This window comes from Pontibacter saemangeumensis, assembly GCF_039541895.1.
GTDB lineage: Bacteria > Bacteroidota > Bacteroidia > Cytophagales > Hymenobacteraceae > Pontibacter > Pontibacter saemangeumensis.
Genome location: NZ_BAABHC010000016.1, coordinates 293011 through 310592 on the forward strand (window position 1 = coordinate 293011; position 17582 = coordinate 310592).

Sequence of the window (17582 nt, forward strand, 5' to 3'; positions counted from 1 at the left end):
TTTAATGAGGAATTTCAGGTTATTAGTTGCAAGTCTATTCATAGTACTTTCAAGTTGCAGCCAGCCGGAACGTGCGCCAGAGGAGGTGCGGGTACGACTGGCAGTAGAGCCGGAAACGCTGAGCCCGGTGAGCTACAGCGATGCGGGAGCGCTACAAATTTTAAACCTGCTGTTCCAGAGCCTGCTTAGCGCAGACCTGGCGGATAATCAGATTAAGCCATACCTGGCGGCTGACTTGCCACAGGTGGAGCGCCTGGATTCCGTGTCGCTGTTCACGTACCAGATCCGGGAGGAAGCTTCCTGGACAAATGGTTCGCCTGTAACCGCAGCAGATGTTGCCTTTACCCTGAAGGTGCTAAAAGCGCCGTTGCTCAACAACGAGTTTCTAAAACCTCAGGTACAATTTATACAGGACATCAGGCTTGACAGCTCCAACGCCAAGCGCTTTACCTTCGTTTGTGAGGGGTACAGCCCGGAGATGGAGTTGCTGACGGGGGATTTTTTCATACTCCCTGCCTATTTATTTGATCCTGAAGCACTGCTCCAACCTCTTGAGGTCGCGGCACTTACCGGAAGCCTTTCCGAGCTAGAAAACAACAGTGATTTAAAAGCTTTCGCCGCCAGGTTTAACTCACCAGCGTATGGGCACAGCACCCGTGTGCTGCAAGGCAGCGGCGGATACCTGCTCGAAAGCTGGGAAAACGGCAAATACCTGACCTTAAAAAGGAAGAGCGACTGGTGGGGTAACAACCTGCCTGACGCCCCCTACCTATCCGCCAACCCGGAGCGTATCAGCTTCCAGTTGATTCCGGATAACACCACCGCGCTGATGGCCCTGCGGAGCAGGCAGCTCGATGTGCTGGATAATATTGAGGCCGCTGAGTTTAATGAGCTCAGGCAGGAAGAAGATTTCCTGAAAGAGTACGCCATGTATTCTCCGGACGCTTATGAATTCATCTATGCCGGCATCAACACCCGCCTCCCGAAGTTATCGGACAAGCGCACCCGACAGGCGATTGCGCACCTGCTGGATGTGAAGAGCATGATCAAAGTATCGCAGCAAAACTACGCCACTCCTACCGTCGGCCCCGTGCCGCCCTCACTCAAAGCGTATTACAACAACAAGCTTACCCCATACTCCCTTCATCAGAAAAAAGCAATGGAACTCTTGTCTTCCGCGGGCTGGCAACGGGAGCAGGACGGCTGGTTTCAGGAAATAAACGGGAACCGGGAACAGCTGACGCTGGAGGTTAACTACAGGGCAGGCAGTAGCAACTACGAGAACGCCGCCATTATTTTTCAGCAAAGCGCGGCCGCAGTTGGCATTCCGGTGCAGGTGCAGGCCATGGAAAACAGCCTGCTAAGCCAGAATCTGAAAGCACATGACTTTGAAATGTTCTTCCGTTCTTTGTCAGGCAACCCCTTTGTGCTCAACTTCCAGCCCCTGCTTCACTCGGATTTCGCCGGGAAAGGCGGCAGGAACGTCACCGGTTTCGGCACGCCGGAGAGCGACAACGTACTGGACGCCATTAACAAGGCAGACACGCCCGAGGTGAAAGCAAAACTCCTGAAACGCCTGCAGGAAATCCTTTATGATGAGGCGGCGTTCATATCGCTCTACTACCTGAAAGACCGGCTGGCCGTGCACAGGAGGTTTGGCAACGTCAAAGTATCCGGCTTAAAGCCTAACTATGATGTCAGCGCCTTCACCCTTAAAGAATAGCATTCAGGCATGGGGGGATACCTGCTCAGGCGATTTTTACTGGCAATACCTGCGCTGTGGGCGCTTGCTACCGTTGTGTTTCTGCTGAGCAGGCTGCTGCCAGGCACGTACGGCTCGGAGCGTATTCTGCAAAGCGGCACCGGGTACTACAGCAAAGGCTCCGAAACCGACCGGCAGGCAGCTTACCTGTCCTATGTAAAGCGAACAGGCCAGGACATGCCCCTGTTTTATTTATCAGCAGGACCGGCAACCCACTCTCCAGCAGAAACAGCAGTTTCTTACACAAAACAAACCCAGGAACAGCTTACGAAGCTGTCGTGGCGCTACGGTGCGCAAAATGCGAAAGCCTATATCCAAAGCGTAGCAGCCCTAAAGAAGCAGTGGCAGGATAGTTATCATAACGCCGTACCTGGAAACGCTGTAGCTGTGCATCTCCAGACGCTGCAAGCAGCAGACAACACCGAACCTTTAGTGGATGCAGCGGAAGAAATCAGGGCCGCCGCCGGGCACCCACGCTTGCGAAGGGCCGCCGACAACGTGCTTGTACGGCTGCAGGCGATGCAGCCACAGGGCTCTTTAGCCTTCCTGTTACCTGCCATTAGCTGGCATGGCAGCCAGAATCAGTATCACCAGTGGCTCGTGCAGCTCTTGCACGGCAATCTGGGCAACTCCTATAAAAGCAGCCGGCCGGTGCTGGAAGTACTGGTGGAGGCGGTTGGGAATACGTGGTGGCTCCTGATCTGCAGCATGGTTATCACGTTTTTTCTGGCCCTGGAGCTCAGTGTGCTGATGGCGCAAAAGAAAGAAAATCGGCTTCGGAAAGTTTTGCTGCCCCTTTTGTTCATGCTGGATAGTATACCGCCGTTTGTGCTGGCCCTGCTGCTGCTTGTACTGCTCGCTAACCCTAATTTTATACAGCTGTTCCCTGTCTTCGGGATGGGCTACTATATGCCACAGGAGCTGGGCCTTTGGCAGGAGCTGATGCAATGGGCTTATTTCATGGCCCTGCCCCTGCTTAGCCTGGTGCTTTTTAACCTGCCTTATCTCACAAGCCAGATACATAGCGCCATCAGCGCGGCCATGCAATCCGATTTTACCCGTACTGCCAGGGCGAAAGGGTTGGCCGAGTCAGCCGTTATCCGAAAGCACGCCCTCCGCAACTCCCTGCTTCCCATCATAACGATTGTGTCGGATTTTATACCGGCTTTAGTGACAGGCACTTTGATCGTCGAAACAGTTTTTGCCGTGCCAGGCGTCGGGCGGCTGCTTCTGGATGCAGTACTTTCGAGGGACTATCCGATGCTGACCGGGATCGTGCTGATCATAGCCGCTTTCCGGATAGCCGCTTACCTGCTGGCAGATATGGCTTATGCCTGGGCCGACCCCCGCATCAGACAACGGATGACATGAAGCAAGCCTGGCAAAACATACGAGCGCTGTGGAGAAATGAGACCTTGTTCAGGATAGCCGCAAGCTACCTGGGCCTGCTCTTACTACTCATTCTGTTATTGCCCTGGATCCCGCTTCCCTATGGCCCAAACGATCTTGACCTGGAGCATATATACCAACCTCCCTTCAGCCTAACGTATGCAACTAAGTCACACCCAATGGGGACCGATAGGTTGGGGCGGGATGTGCTTGCAAACGTGCTGTATGGTGCCCGCACGGCCTTTTTCATCAGTATACCTGTCATGGCCCTGGCCGCACTGCTGGGGCTGACACTCGGTGCGGGAGCTGGTTTTTTTGGCGATAAGGGATTCAGCACCAGCCGCAGGAACCTGCTCCTGTGTTTGCTGAGTCTGCTGTGCCTTGGCTACTATTGGCTGTACCTGCCGGTGCAGATAGCTTCTTTAAATTTGGGGACGCCCATGGCCCTGAAAAGTATTATGGCAGGGGCTGTTGTGGTTGTGTTACTTTTCTGCTTTTCAAGCTTACTTCAAAAATTCATCGCTCCGTTGCGCCAACGGGTGGCTGTTCCGGTGGACCAACTGGTGATGCGGCTAACGGAAGCAGTGTCAACCATTCCGCGGTTCGTACTCATTCTGGTGCTGGCGTCCTTTTTGCCGCCTTCTGTGCTACTGCTCTCCCTCATCATCAGCCTTACCGCCTGGACAGGCATTGCGCGGCTGGCGCGTGCAGAAATGATGCGTATTAAGCAGTTACCATATTTCGAGGCAGCCCGGAGTATTGGGTTGAACTCGCGGGAACTCTTATGGAGGCAGGCTTTCCCGAACCTGCTGGGGCCGGTGCTGGTCGCTTTTACGTTTAGCCTGGGGGGACTGCTGGCACTTGAGTCCACCTTATCCTTTCTAAATATCGGGGTGCCGCCTACGCTCGTGAGTTGGGGCAGAACGATCGCCAGTGTACGTTCAAACACCGCTGCCTGGTGGCTGGTGGTATTTCCCGGTGCCCTGCTAACCCTCACAATTCTCGCTCTCTATACCTGCAGCCACTATTTATCGAAAGTTTTTTCATCTAAAAACAGAGGCTGAAATGTTACTTTTCAATATTTTTTAACTCAACTATATTGGAGCTATTATTGGTCTGATTTCTCTCCAAAGCAGTTTATTTCTTAACAATAGCTATACACAAGGGCTTTTAATCCGGCGATTTTTGCCTACGTTTCCATGTTACCTGCCTGTGCTAATATTCCTGTTATCTGGATGCAGACATGCGTAAAATTGTTACGTCCTAAGACCCTAAGCCCTAACGTCACATGAAAATTACTGCGAACAAATCGACCCAGTACATGGCAGACAATTGCTACAAGAGCGCCTGCCTTTCCGCCATTGCCTTGTTAAAAGCGGGCACGATGGAAGAGGACCTTGTAGGCTACGCCACCATTGACGGTAACATGGTACACCATGTAGAGGTAGCCAGCGCTGTAAATAACGGGGCCGGGATTTTCATCGGAGACTACTTTGTAGGGTTAGCTGACAGCTATCATTCTATCAGCCTCACTACTCCGTTCATTCGCTATTAGTCAGTGAGAACATATATAATATGGGAAAAAATTTACATCTCTATTAGGTTAAAATAATTGTTGGTTGTTTGTGTTTAGATTAGGCAATTAGCCCTGTAGTCCCCCCTACAGGGCTATTGTTTTTACCGCCCTTTCGCATTATCCCCTCTCCCGTGCAACCACCTCAACGCCTGTACGGCATCAAACCTTTAGATCCGGAAATGTTATATAAAAGCTTATACCAAGTCGTCTAAATCATCTTCCATATACCGCCCCGCGCCTTTAAAAGAATGGTGGGCGGTTTCTTTGTAAAGATGGACGTATAGATGATCTGCTCTAACATCCTCTATATATGAAATGCATGCGCTTTTATACAAAATAGGTGATACGCTTTCAGGAATTGACCGGCACTTCGATAAGCAGGAATTCACAATCCGTCGTACTGTCGATCTCGAGATGGCTTGTGTCCCAGATCCCGATCCCGTCGCGTGTTTCCACAGGCTGCCCATCAACCTGCATGCAACCGCTTATCACAAAGATAAAGATGGCTTTGTTCACCGGGTTAAAGGTATATGGCACCTGCTGGCCTTTGTCAAACTGACCTAAAGAGAGCTTCGCATTCTGGTTTATCCAGCAGTGCCCCTGCCCTTCCTCGTTGCTGACAATCGTAACCAGTTTGTTTTGGCGGCTTTCCGCCGGAAAATGCCGGCGCTGATAGCGTGGCGCGATGTTTTGTACTTTCGGCTCAATCCATATCTGCAGAAAGTTCACCTCCTCGCTGCCCACGTTGTGCTCCTCATGGCGCAGGCCGCTGCCGGCGCTCATGATCTGGACCCAGTCCTTTTCCACCACTTCTTTGTAACCCAGCGAATCTATATGACTCATCGTGCCTGCCAGCATCACGGAGATGATTTCCATATTAGTGTGAGGATGAATGCCAAAACCGTTGCCGGTGGCAACAAAATCATCGTTGAGGACTCGGAGCAAGCCAAAGCCTGCAAGTGTCGGATCATAATGGCCGGAGAAGCTAAAGGTAAAATTACTTTTCAGCCACCCGATGTCTTTCAACCCCCTTTCTCCGGATCTATAGAGTTTATATTTCATAACTTGTAAATTATATCCTGATGCAGCCAATTGCCGCTGTCTTGCCCCATTAGATAGTTCAGTTGCAAATAAACTTTCCTGACCCAGATTGTATATATATAAAAGGCCGGCAGGTGTCTCCAGTACACTCCTGCCGGCCTTTTATATAAGATTTAGTTTAGGCCTGCTTCACTAACTGAATCTCGGCCTGAAGCTTGATTTCGTCGCTCACCACCACGCTGCCAGCCTCTGTAACAGCGTTCCAGGTCAGGCCAAATTCCTTGCGGCTTATCTTGCCTTCAACGGTGAAGCCAGCCTTTGTCTGACCATACGGGTCAACCACAATACCACCGAACTCTACGTTTACCGTTACGGCCTTTGTCGTGTCCCTGATGGTCAGGTCGCCGTGCAGCTTAAACCTATCATCGCCCACCTGCTCATACTTAGAGCCGACAAAATGGATTTCATCGTGCTGGTCGGCATCAAAGAAATCGGGCGATTTCAGGTGTGTATCCCGCTGCTCGTTGTTTGTGCTGATGGAATTCACATCTGCGGTGAATACGATATTACGGGCACCGCCAAACTGCTCGTCCTCGCTCTCTGCGGTAACGTTGAAGTTATTAAAATAACCTGTCACCGTCGTGATCATCAGGTGCTTTACCTTGAACTGTACTTCGCTGTGGGTTGGGTCTACTGCCCATTTTACATTCGCCATGTCGTTTAATTTAAAGTGATTTATATATAGATGTGTTCATTCTCGCTTTACAAATGTACAAACATTTAATGTATATACATATATAAGAGCGAAATTGTTCCTTCATTTTGATAGTTTGGTTGAAAAAAAAAGAAGGGAGATTGTGCATGCTGCCTAAAGAAGCGGCTTCTGCTTGCAGCATTGGGTGGACAAGAATAGTATGCTGGCTGCTGCTATATATGTTAACCAATCAGCTTCATCCAACAGAGACAACAAAGGCAAAAAATGATTTCCGTCAGGGCTGTGGGGAGAAAGCCTCTGAGGACAGGGGCGATATATTGCCGCACCTGGCATTTCATTAAGGTCTGATTTCAAAGCCCCCGAAAATATGAAAGCTTTAACAGCGCGCGTTTAGAAAGGGAAAATCCTCCCTTTCTGGTGAAAGGAAGGATAAGGAATTACACTTATTTGCAAGCAGTATATAGAACACAGCAGATCGTTCTACTATCCGATAGCTGGGATTTTATTGAAGAGATCAAGCCTCCTGTTTATCCAGTTGGAACAGCGTGCTTAAGCCTTCCAGCAAAGCCTCGGATTCCCCGCGGAGGCAGGCGCCCTTTAGCTCCAGGGCCGGAAGCTTTATGATCTTGTTCATCATGCTTTTGGTAATCGCCTCCACCGCCTCTTTTTCCGCAGCACTCATGTTCTTCATATAGCGGGCCATCTCCTGCTGCCTGATCTCCTCCAGCCTGTTCTTGAACTGCTGCAGGGCCGGAGACATTGCCATCTCCCTGGTCCAGGTGAGGAAGCAGGCCGTAGTGTCCGCAACAATGGCTTTTACCGCCGGGATAGCGGCCAGGCGCATTTCCAGCGCTTCGGTGGCACGGCTCCTGATATCGTCGATGTTGTGTACCGTCACGCCATCCAGCGTCTCCAGTGCCGCATCCACGCTGCGGGGCATCGAGAGGTCCACAAAGTTCTTTGGGGTGTGCAGGGTATAATCCGCAATCGCCTGCCTGCTGATATAGAAACAGTCGCCGGGCACAGAGGAGATCACCACGTCGGCCAGCGCGATCTCTTCCCAAACCTTCTCCCAATACACGGCCCTGGCACCGGTTTTCTGCGCCAGGTCCAGCGCTTTGTGGTAGGTTCTGTTGGCAATAATGATGTGGCGCACCTTCGACTTCTGAAAATTATCGCAGACATCCGCGCCGATCTCGCCTACCCCGATCATCAGCACGCGCGGGTTCTCGATATCCTTCGTCAGTTCCTCCACCAGCTCCACAGTGGCATAGGACACAGAGGCGGCCCCGTCGCGGAAGCCGGTTTCATTCACCACCTGCTTGTTGGCGGCAAAAATGGTGTGCAGCAGCCTGTGCAGAAAAGGGCCGGCCATATGGGCGTCTGCGGTCCACTGGTAGGCTTTTTTCACCTGGTTCAGTATCTGCATATCGCCCACCACCTGCGACTCCAGCCCCAGCGAGACATAGAAGAGGTGCTGCACGGCGGCTTCGTGCTGCGTGATGCTTCTGAAGTAAGGGGAGATTTGCTTTGTCGCCATAAAGCCCTTTTCAAGCGCTATCAATTTGATCAGCTTGCGGGACAGGTCCGCGTCTGCGGCATAGTAGACCTCGGTGCGGTTGCAGGTGGAGAGCACCAGCACTTCCTGGGCATCCGTAAACTCCCGGATCTTGTCCAGCAGGTTTTTACTGGCAATCTCGTTAAGCGCTACGGCCTCCCGTACGGCAATCGGGGCGTCTTTATAGGAAAGGGTCAGAACCTTGAATCTTTGCTGCATCGTGTTTCTCTCAACTTACACAACAAATTTCCGAAAAGGGAGCTGCTAAAAACATGACCATTGTCAGTTCTGCCCACGACATTTATCACTTACCCGGCCACATTCCGTGTCTTTTCTGCTCTGACTCCGGCTTTTATATCTACTAATTACGCATGTTGGCAAGCTTCTGCATCTGCAGAATGGTGATTCGGCTGCCCTGGGTGTCGATCAGCTTCTCGTCTTTGAAGTCGGCGAGGGTGCGGATAACGGTTTCCTTGGAGGCCCCCACGATGCTGGCCAGGTCCTCGCGGGAGATGGTAATCTGCTTCTGCCCCCCTTCTTCCCACTGGTACTGCTTCTCCACCAGCAGCAGCGCCTCGGCCACGCGCTTGCGCACCGAGTTGTAGGCAAGCTTCAGGAGGCGCTCCTCCCGGTCGGAGAGGTTGTCGGACAGAATCTTGATGAACTTGCTGGCCACATCGCGGTTGCGGTACAAGAGCGTGAAAAAGTCCTCTTTCGGGATTACGTAGACCTCCGAGTCTTCCATCGCCATCGCCGATTCACGGTACGGGGTTTCTTCCAGCAGATCGAGATACCCTATAAAATCGCCGTCTTTATATAGCGTGGTGATGTACTCCCGCCCCTCCTCGTTCGACTTATAAGCTTTTACCTTTCCCTTGTTCAGGAAAAAAAGCGCATTGGGCCTGTTGCCCTCCATAAAGAGGTTCTGCTTTTTCTTGAGGTTGGTGAGCTTGTGGTTGTCCGAGATCAGTTTCTCCATCTCCTCATATCCCCTTGCCTCCTGTAAAAACTGGTCCAGGCCCTCCGCGCTCTTCTTGAAATCCGCCTTCAGGATCTCGTTCTTCTTCAGGCGCATTTCAATGGCATCCAGCAGTTCCACGTCATCAAATGGCTTGGTCAGGTAATCGTCGGCACCCAGGTTCATACCTTTCCGGAAATCTTCTTTCTCTGATTTGGCCGTCAGGAAGATAAACGGGATGCCAGCCGTAGCCGGGTCCTTGCTTAACAGGTGCAGCACGCCATAACCATCGAGCTGCGGCATCATGATATCGCAGATGATCAGGTCCGGGTGCTCTTTGCGCGCCAGGTCCACGCCTGTTCTCCCGTTGTCGGCCTCGGCCACCTGGTAGTTTGCCAGCGAGAGTATCTCGGCAGTGTTCTCCCGTATCTCGTTGTTGTCTTCTATGAGTAAGATCTTTTTCATGCTTCGGCTGCGTTAGGTAAACAAATAGTGAAGGTACTGCCCTGGTTTAGCTCGCTCTCGTACTCCAGCGTCCCGTCCATAATCTCTACGTATCTTTTCACGATGTTCAGCCCCAGCCCAGTGCCCTGGATATTGGTCACGTTCTGGGCGCGGAAGAATGGCGTGAACAGGTGCGCCTGATCTGCCTTCGGAATACCGATACCGTAGTCCTGCACGGTAATGGTGACGCTGTTGTTGGTGATCGCAGTGGTCATCCGGATCGTTTTGCCCTCGCCGGAGTATTTGCTGCCATTCGTTAACAAGTTGAAAAGAATGTTCTTCAGCAGCTGCTTGTCTATGCTGATGGTTTCTACGTCGCTCAGGTGCTGGTAATCGATGTGCTGCCCTTCCTTCAGGAAACCCTGCATCTCCTCCACCACCTCCTGCGCAAAGGCTTTCAGGTTAAAGGTAGTGGGCAGGTTATATATCTTCCCTTCTTCAATCCGGCTGATGGAAAGGAAGTCGTTGAGAATCGTCGTCAGGTTCGAGACTGCCGACTTAATGCGGTCTACGTGCTTTTGCCTTTTGTCGTCGTCCTCCAGCCCCTTGTACTTGCTGATGAGTGAGGCCGATGACAGCACGGTGCTGAGCGGCGTCCGGAACTCATGCGAGGCAATGGTAACGAAACGGGATTTCAGCTCGTGCAGCTCCTTCTCTTTCTGAAGCGCCTTGTGTATTTCCTGCTGCGCTTTGTACAGGCTCCTGTTGGTATGCTCCAGCTTTTTGATCGCCTCGGCCAGCTCCTGCGTCCTTTCCTCCACGCGCTGCTCCAACTCGCCGTTCAGTTTCTGAATCTCCGCCAGGCTCTTGGCGTGCTCAATGCTGTAGCGGATGGAGCGCTCCAGGTCGAAGGGGTTGAACGTGCCTTTCACGAGGTAATCCAGCGCCCCGGCATGCATGGCCTGCTCATCTGTTTCGCGGTCGCTTTGGCCTGTCAGGAGGATGAACGGCGCTATTGCCCGCTCCTTTACGGCCGTCATGATCAGCTCCAGCCCGTTGTGCGCGCCCAGCCGGTAATCCACGAGGTACACATCATAGATTCCCTGCTTGATGAGACGGAGCGCCTCCCCGAAAGAAGAAGTCCAGTCGAGCAGATAGTTGCGCCCGGGTATGTCATTCATAATATCCCGGGTGATGATGAAGTCGTCTTCGTCATCGTCTATCAGCAGCACTTTTATTTTATCAGCCATCTAAAGTTAAAAAGTTGGAGAGTTTGGAAGTTAGAGAGTTTGGGAGTTAGAAAATTTAAGAGTTAAAAAGTCGGGAGCAATAACACGATGGTATACCGAGCCATCTATAACTTCCCAACTTTCTAACTCTCAAACTCCTAAATTTTCTAACTTCAGGGTTTCGGGAGTTCCACTATCTCAAACCAGTACTTGCTCAGGGTCTTCATCACATCCACCAAAGAGGCGAACGTTACCGGCTTAGTAATGAAGGAGCTCACACCCAGGTTATAGGTCCGGAGCACGTCTTCCTCGGCTTTAGAGGTGGTTAGCACCACCACGGGAATCACCTTCAGGTGCTCATCGCTCTTGATCTCTTTGAGCGCCTCTCGGCCATCCTTCTTGGGCATGTTCAGGTCCAGCAGGATGAGGCCCGGCGTCGGGTATTTGTCCTTGTCGGCGTACTTGTTGCGGTTATGCAGATAATCCATCAATTCCTCTCCGTTCTCCACAAACTGCATCTGGTTTGTCAGCCGGCTTTCGTCGAGGGCATCTTTCACCAACATGCGGTCTTCTGCGTCATCGTCGGCAATCAAGATGATAATAGGTCTTCTGTTTCGGCTCATGTTTGTCGTATTTTAGTCCTGAAGGTGCTTGGTCGCTAATGTCACAATGAAGGTGGTGCCTTGGCCCACATGGCTTCGCGCTGTGATGTCGCCCCCATGGCGCACAGCTATCTTGCGGCAGATGGCAAGTCCGATGCCGGAGCCCTCATACTTCTGCCCCTCCAGGCGCTGGAAGATGTTGAAAATGCGGTCCAGGTATTTTTCGTTGAACCCGATACCGTTGTCCTGCACATATATCTCCACCAACTGGTCTCCGGGCGTGGAGGTAAGATGCGCTCTGGGCTGCAGTAATTTGGCATATATCGCCACCTCAGGCTTCACGTCCTCTTTCCTGAACTTAATGGCATTGCTGATGAGGTTCTGGAACAGCTGGCGCATCTGCAACGGGTCGGCCTCGATGGTCGGCAACGGAGAGCGGGTAATCGTCGCCTCCGTTTTCTCAATAACGATCTCCAGGTCGGAGAGCACCTCAGTGAGAATCCGGTCGAGGTCCACCTCCACAAAGGCCTTGTCTTTCGCGGTCAGTCGCGAGAAATCGAGCAGGTCGTTGATGAGGTTCTGCATGCGCGATGCGGCATTCAGCATGCGGTCAACATAGTCTTTGCCCTGGTCGCTGAGCTTATCGTACTCTTTCGTCTTGAGCCGGTCGCCGAACGCCTGGATCTTGCGCAGCGGCTCCTGCAGGTCGTGGGACGATACATAGGCAAAGTCCTGCAGTTCCCGGTTGCTGCGCTCCAGTTCGGAGGCATAGCGCCGCAGCCTTTCCTCGCTCATCTTTTGCCGGGTAATATCGTGTATAAAACCCGTATATACTTTCCGGTCCGTCAGCTGCACTTCGCTGATGCTTAAGTAGAAAGGGAAAACCTTGCCGCTCTTTTTCAGGCCAGACACTTCGCGCCCGATGCCAATAATGCGCTTCTCACCTGTCTGGTGGTAGTGGTGCATGTACTGGTCGTGGCTGCTGCGGTCGGGCTCCGGCATCAGCATGTTGATTTTTTGGCCAATGAGTTCGTGTTCATCGTACTCGAACAGCCGCGCGGCAGCCGGATTCACCATTTCTATGATACCCCGGGTGTCGATGGTAATGATGCCATCCACAGCCGTTTGAATAATGGAGTTGATCTTGCTCTCGCTCTCGCGCAAAGCTTCCTCTGTTCGCTTCAGTTCCGTGATGTCGTGCACAATCCCGGTGAAGATGCGCTTGTCCTGCAGTTTCACCTCTGCGATACTCAGGAAGAAGGGGAAGAGCGTGCCATTCTTTTTTTTCCCGAGCACCTCCCTTCCCTTTCCAATAATCTGGCCAACGCCTGTCTGCAGGTAGCGGCCGATATACGTGTCGTGCAGGCTGTGGTCGGGCTCAGGCATGAGAACGCTCACGTTCAGCCCAATGATCTCTTCCGGCTCATATCCGAAAATGCGGGCAGCGGCAGGATTAACGCTCTCCATGATGCCGCGGGTGTCGATGGTGATGATCCCGTCCACGGCGGTCTCAATGATCGCTTTCAGCCGCGACTGGCTGTCTATATTCAGGTCCTGTTGCTGTGGCAGATTTTCCAAAAGTAAGGCTTTTTTATAAATATAGTCACTCTTGCGCAAGCGGCCAAAGCGCCGGCGCTTATTTCCCATTCCGCAAAGTAACGGACTAATTTAAAAAAAAACTGGCTGCAAACGGCGCTACATAGTCTTGAGTCACCCCTCATAAGCTGAAAATAACTTAAGTCATTGGTTGATAAGTTGCTGTTCCCTGGGCCAGAAACTGCCTTTATTTGACTTTACTGCACCCAGCCGCAATGGAAGAGAGGCTTATGGTTTATATCATTATATAAAAACATATATAAAAAAGGGTCCAGTAAAATGCATCTCTGCCCCTTCTGGTGCGCGCGGACATGGCTCTATATATAAAACTATACTTTCAGTAGCTTTAGGTTCCGGCCTTCTATATGACTAACCATTAGGTGCGCTGCCCCCTCAAACGGCAAGAAGCCCTGCCATGCTACACTTAAATGCTTTAGAACCTATTGGGGCGCTTTTAACGTTCTATCCAAACCTACTTTAAAAGAACTATGGAAAACACGGAAGAAAAGTTAGAAGACAATGTGCTGATGCCAAACCCTTTGTCCATGGTGCCCAGTGCCCTGCGCGAGGTGAATGCACTTTTTATAGGCCCTGTGGCTGATGGTTTCTTTCAGCCTACCCAGGACAAACTGGAGAACCCGCCCCGATGGGAACAGGGCAACTACAGCCTGACAGCCGGAAAGTGGCCAAGCCAGCTGCCTAACCTGATGGACCTGACGCCCTACAACGGCTATGCCTTGATGGTGATTGCCGCCGCCTGGGACAAGGAGGTGATCAGCCAGGCCAGGATTGTTGGGGTTATGAGCAAGATGGCCGGAGATGTGCTCTCAAAATTCGCCTACCTAACACTTCAGGAAAAGGAAGAGGAGATTGCCGGCTATACCTCGGGCCTGAGCAACTAAACGACAGGCTCATTAGATGGATGATCTTCCTCGCGTAGATCAATTAAAAGAACCTGTTCACGCGGGTGAGTTCGTTCCGGTACTGCGTCAGGAGCCTGCTTTTCGATATAAAGCCCTTGAACTTGCCTTTCCGCACCACGGGCAGCGACCATAGTTTGCTCTTGTCGAATTTATCGAGCACCTCTGCTGCAGGATCGTCTATTTCCACCACGATGCTGGGCGGCTGCATCAGGTCCCTGGCCAGCACGACATCGTAGTTTGAGACATCCCCAAGTTGTTTGCGCATATCGTTGAGGGCAATCACCCCCACCAGCATTCCTTTTTTATCCAGCACCTGCAGCACATCCCGGTTGGAGTTGGAGAAGTTCTCCACGACTTTACGGAAAGAGAAATCCTCCTGCACAGGCGCACCGTCCTCCTCCACCAGTTTGCTGATGTCAAGCTGGTTCAGCAGAATACGGTCTACCCGCAGGGCTTTGCTCTGCCCCTTGGGGTGCTCCACGCTTTTGCTCAGGTTCTCAACGTAATACTTCAGGAAATAGGAGACTGCGCATACCAGCATCAGCGGCACAAACAGCTGGTAGCTTTGTGTGATCTCAGCCACGAGGAATATGGCCGTTACCGGTGCGTTCATGATGCAGGCAAAAACGCTGGCCATGCCCAGAAACATGAAAGTGGAGGCGTTCAGGGCATAAAACGGGAACAACAGCACCACGATTTTATAGAACAGGTACCCCAGGAACCCGCCCGTGATGATGGAAGGCGCAAAATAACCGCCCTCCCCGCCGGAGTTCACGCAGATGCCTGTGCTCAGGGGTTTCACCATGGTGATCAGGAAGAAGAAGAGCAGGTTGAACCAGACCGTGTTGGGCAGCGCCGACAGGGGCGAGTTTACGATGAGGGAGCGCTCTTCCGAATTGAGCAGCGCGTTGATGCTCACGTAGCCCTCTCCATACATCGGCGGCAGGAGGTAGATGATGCTGCCCAGCGCCACGCCACCTATCAGCGCGCGCAGGTAAGCGTTTTTGATGCGGGAGAAATAATTGGCGCAGTAGCTGTAGGTCTTCAGCAGGTAGTTGGACATCAGCATGCCCAGCACCCCGAGCATGATCACCAGCGGGATCTGCTCATACTCGAAATCGGTGAGCGGCACCTCAAAGCGCAGGTGCTCCCCCATAATAAACTCATAGAGGATTTTTCCGGTGGCGGCGGCCACCAGCAGCGGGATAAGAAGCGTGGGGGTGAACTCGGGCAGGATGGTCTCGAGGGCAAAGATAAACCCTCCCATCGGCGCATTATAGACCGCCGAGATGCCGGCAGCCACCCCGCAGCCGATCAGCAGGGTGCGCAGCCTGTAGCCAAGCCCGAGCACGCGGCCCACGTTTGACCCGACGGCCGCCCCGCTGGAGATAATGGCCGCCTCCACCCCCGAACTCCCACCGAAGCCAATGGTGAGGCCCGTGGTGATGAACTTGGAGTATATAAGCCGGAACCTGATGATGGATGCGTTCTGCTCAATCGACTCGATCACGTTCCGGGCCCCGTTAAAGTAGGCGGTCTTGCTGAATATGTTGCGGTTGAGGAAGGTAACGATCAGAAACCCGATGAGCGGCAGCAGGAAGTTGAGGATACTCGGGGCGAAATAAACGGCGTATTGCTCAATATAGAAAATGATCGTCTTAATGAGGATGGCCGATAAACCCACGATCAGCCCCACCACCACGCTGAGCACAAAGGGCATGATGCGGTTGTTGCTCTGCCTCCTGCGCCACCTGAAAAACGCAAGCTGGAATCGGTTCAGTTTATGCTTCATTGCGTGGGCACTACCTATCGTTTTAAGCTACAAGATCCGAATTTTGAAAGCATGCCTTCAGTGGGTGCGGTTTAGATGCATATGCCGCCCCCGACTGCACTAAAACTCAACCTACCAGCCCCTCTCTCACCCTGTTCCTCCACCACCATATAAGCGTCTTTCAAAGATAAAGTTGTGCTTCTCCTCAAACATTCTCATCCCCTAATCCCGGCTTGTTCGGACACACCGCAATATACACACTTAATCGGGTGCTGATGCTGCCACAAAGCATAACGAACCTTAAATCACAGCAGCAAAAGCTTTCCTATCCCTTCTGTACTTTGGCATTCGGATCTGGTGGTGGGCAACACGTGAAAGACGAACCTGTAATATGACATCTTTCCTTAACTTAACATAATTTTAGCACTACAGAATCAAGCATCTATCAAAGCCTATCATTTAGTCAAGTCACGAGCCCAACAGCAACAAATATTCCGGCCGGCATTGCCTGCGCTGTTGTTCCACTTTTCTGGGCTCCGGCTGAAAGCCCTCGCTATATGCTGCGGCTAAAGACCAGGTTGAAACTGGGGATGAAGCCGGCCACAGGCCTTGGTTATATATCACCGGCAATTGCTTGAGCATAAAACCTATCAGATTTTCCCTTAACTTTCTACACCTATACAACATCCGTTCACAGCAGCCTATGACTTCGTACGATGAAATTTTCGAGAACAACCGCAAGTGGATTGCGCAGAAAACCAGCAGCAACGAGAATTTCTTCAGGGAGCTGGCCAAAGACCAGAACCCGGAGTACTTATATATCGGGTGTAGCGACAGCCGGGTAACGGCGGAGGAACTGATGGGCCTCGGCCCCGGGGAGGTATTCGTGCACCGCAATGTCGGCAACCTCGTCAATAATGTGGACCTGAACGTGATGGCAGTCATCAACTACGCGATCCGCCACCTGAACGTCAAGCACATCATTGTCTGCGGGCATTACGACTGCGGCGGGGTGAAAGCGGCCATGGCCTCGAAGGATCTGGGCATTCTGAACCCCTGGTTGCGGAATATCCGGGATGTTTACCGGTTACACAAGGCAGAGTTGAACGCGATTACAGAGGAACACAAACGCTTCGAAAGGCTGGTGGAGCTGAATGTGGAGGAGCAGTGCATTAACATCATTAAAACGGCGGCCCTGCAGTCAACTTACGCCGCCACAGGGTACCCTCAGGTGCACGGCTGGGTGTTCGATATTCGCTCCGGGAGAATCATCGACCTGCACATTGACTACGAGCATATCCTGAAAGACATAAAAGACATATATAACCTGACCGGCGGGTAAATCAGTCAGGTGGATATACCTAAAGGTTCCCCCAAAGAAAATCCCGGCAGGGCCATGCGACGCTGGCCCTGCCGGGATTTTCTTTGGGGATCTTTCAGCTGCTAACTCAGCGCTGCTTATTCCCCAGCTTGGCGATCAGTTTATCCAGGATCTCCTGTGTAAAGCCGATCTGGCGGGTGTATTCGAGGCACAGATTGTACTCCCTTTCCTCCACTTCGCCGTCCTGCAGCACCATCATCACCAACGTCTGCAGTTCCATGGACTTCTGCAAACCATCCTCCGGAATGATAAAGGAGAGCGAAGAGAGGTTATCTGTAATTTCCAGGGTATCCTCTTCCGAGAGATCCAGCTGGTTGCCGATCGTGAGCAGAAAATCGCTTTCCATCTTATCTATATACCGGTCTGCGATTGCAACTAGAACAAGGTTCTGGAAAAATGCCAGTTTCTTTTGCTTCGTGTCTAAAAATGTATCTTTTGATATGCTGGTAGCCATAATTAATTTTTTAAAGATTTAAAAATGAGGAACCTACATCTTAGAATCCAGCCCATTCTGTCAGGTCTCTGGCTCTTAAGATGTAGGTCTGATGCACTGTGCTGATTTATTTTTGAGCAGACTCAACAGTGAACCTCGAAAAGCCTGCTACCTGTATAACGGCAATGTGGCATTAGCCTATAT

General features: G+C 51.8%; 15 protein-coding genes. 6 read left to right on the forward strand and 9 right to left on the reverse strand.

The window, feature by feature from the left end; genetic code table 11:
• Positions 1-4: 4 nt before the first annotated feature.
• The 4 genes from ABD920_RS15230 (at position 5) to ABD920_RS15245 (ending at position 4706) form a co-directional block, all read left to right on the forward strand.
• A complete protein-coding gene (locus tag ABD920_RS15230) occupies positions 5-1723 on the forward strand; it encodes an ABC transporter substrate-binding protein (protein ID WP_345160244.1) in 1719 nt (572 codons plus the stop codon).
• A gap of 9 nt (positions 1724-1732) precedes the next feature.
• A complete protein-coding gene (locus ABD920_RS15235) occupies positions 1733-3133 on the forward strand; it encodes an ABC transporter permease (RefSeq protein ID WP_345160245.1) in 1401 nt (466 codons plus the stop codon).
• A gap of 197 nt (positions 3134-3330) precedes the next feature.
• Complete coding sequence (locus ABD920_RS15240; protein WP_345160246.1) at positions 3331-4215, forward strand: ABC transporter permease; 885 nt, start codon at positions 3331-3333, stop codon at positions 4213-4215.
• Between the two features lie 224 nt (positions 4216-4439).
• Entirely contained in the window at positions 4440-4706 is a 267-nt protein-coding gene (locus tag ABD920_RS15245; protein ID WP_345160248.1) for a hypothetical protein, read from the forward strand.
• Between the two features lie 372 nt (positions 4707-5078).
• On the opposite strand, the gene ABD920_RS15250 is transcribed toward ABD920_RS15245, so the two are convergent.
• The 7 genes from ABD920_RS15250 to ABD920_RS15280 all read right to left on the reverse strand — a co-directional run bounded on the left by ABD920_RS15250 (position 5079) and on the right by ABD920_RS15280 (position 12852).
• Entirely contained in the window at positions 5079-5789 is a 711-nt protein-coding gene (locus ABD920_RS15250; RefSeq protein ID WP_345160250.1) for a pirin family protein, read from the reverse strand.
• Positions 5790-5946: 157 nt separating this feature from the next.
• Positions 5947-6483 (reverse strand): YceI family protein, encoded by a 537-nt coding sequence (locus ABD920_RS15255; RefSeq protein ID WP_345160251.1) that lies wholly within the window; start codon positions 6481-6483, stop codon positions 5947-5949.
• Positions 6484-6997: 514 nt separating this feature from the next.
• A complete protein-coding gene (hemA, locus tag ABD920_RS15260; protein WP_345160253.1) occupies positions 6998-8260 on the reverse strand; it encodes a glutamyl-tRNA reductase in 1263 nt (420 codons plus the stop codon).
• A gap of 142 nt (positions 8261-8402) precedes the next feature.
• Positions 8403-9464 carry a response regulator gene (locus tag ABD920_RS15265; RefSeq protein WP_345160254.1) on the reverse strand — a complete coding sequence of 354 codons (1062 nt, stop codon included), beginning with the start codon at positions 9462-9464 and terminating at the stop codon, positions 8403-8405.
• Entirely contained in the window at positions 9461-10693 is a 1233-nt protein-coding gene (locus ABD920_RS15270) for a hybrid sensor histidine kinase/response regulator (RefSeq protein ID WP_345160255.1), read from the reverse strand. Before ABD920_RS15270 ends, ABD920_RS15265 begins: the two co-directional genes overlap by 4 nt.
• Positions 10694-10845: 152 nt before the next feature.
• Positions 10846-11295 carry a response regulator gene (locus ABD920_RS15275; RefSeq protein WP_345160257.1) on the reverse strand — a complete coding sequence of 150 codons (450 nt, stop codon included), beginning with the start codon at positions 11293-11295 and terminating at the stop codon, positions 10846-10848.
• A gap of 12 nt (positions 11296-11307) precedes the next feature.
• Entirely contained in the window at positions 11308-12852 is a 1545-nt protein-coding gene (locus ABD920_RS15280) for a sensor histidine kinase (RefSeq protein WP_345160258.1), read from the reverse strand.
• Between the two features lie 506 nt (positions 12853-13358).
• Between ABD920_RS15280 and ABD920_RS15285 the strand changes: the two genes are divergently transcribed.
• Entirely contained in the window at positions 13359-13772 is a 414-nt protein-coding gene (locus ABD920_RS15285) for a hypothetical protein (protein WP_345160259.1), read from the forward strand.
• 43 nt (positions 13773-13815) lie between these two features.
• On the opposite strand, the gene ABD920_RS15290 is transcribed toward ABD920_RS15285, so the two are convergent.
• Positions 13816-15585: a chloride channel protein gene (locus ABD920_RS15290; protein ID WP_345160261.1), complete on the reverse strand. Its 1770-nt coding sequence runs from the start codon at positions 15583-15585 to the stop codon at positions 13816-13818.
• A gap of 682 nt (positions 15586-16267) precedes the next feature.
• Here ABD920_RS15290 and ABD920_RS15295 point away from each other — a divergent pair.
• Positions 16268-16906, forward strand: a complete 639-nt coding sequence (locus tag ABD920_RS15295; RefSeq protein ID WP_345160263.1) for a carbonic anhydrase — start codon at positions 16268-16270, stop codon at positions 16904-16906.
• Positions 16907-17012: 106 nt separating this feature from the next.
• Here the strand turns inward: ABD920_RS15295 and ABD920_RS15300 are convergent, their stop codons facing one another.
• On the reverse strand, positions 17013-17399 hold the full coding sequence (locus tag ABD920_RS15300) for a hypothetical protein (protein WP_345160264.1): 387 nt from the start codon (positions 17397-17399) through the stop codon (positions 17013-17015).
• Positions 17400-17582: the final 183 nt, after the last annotated feature.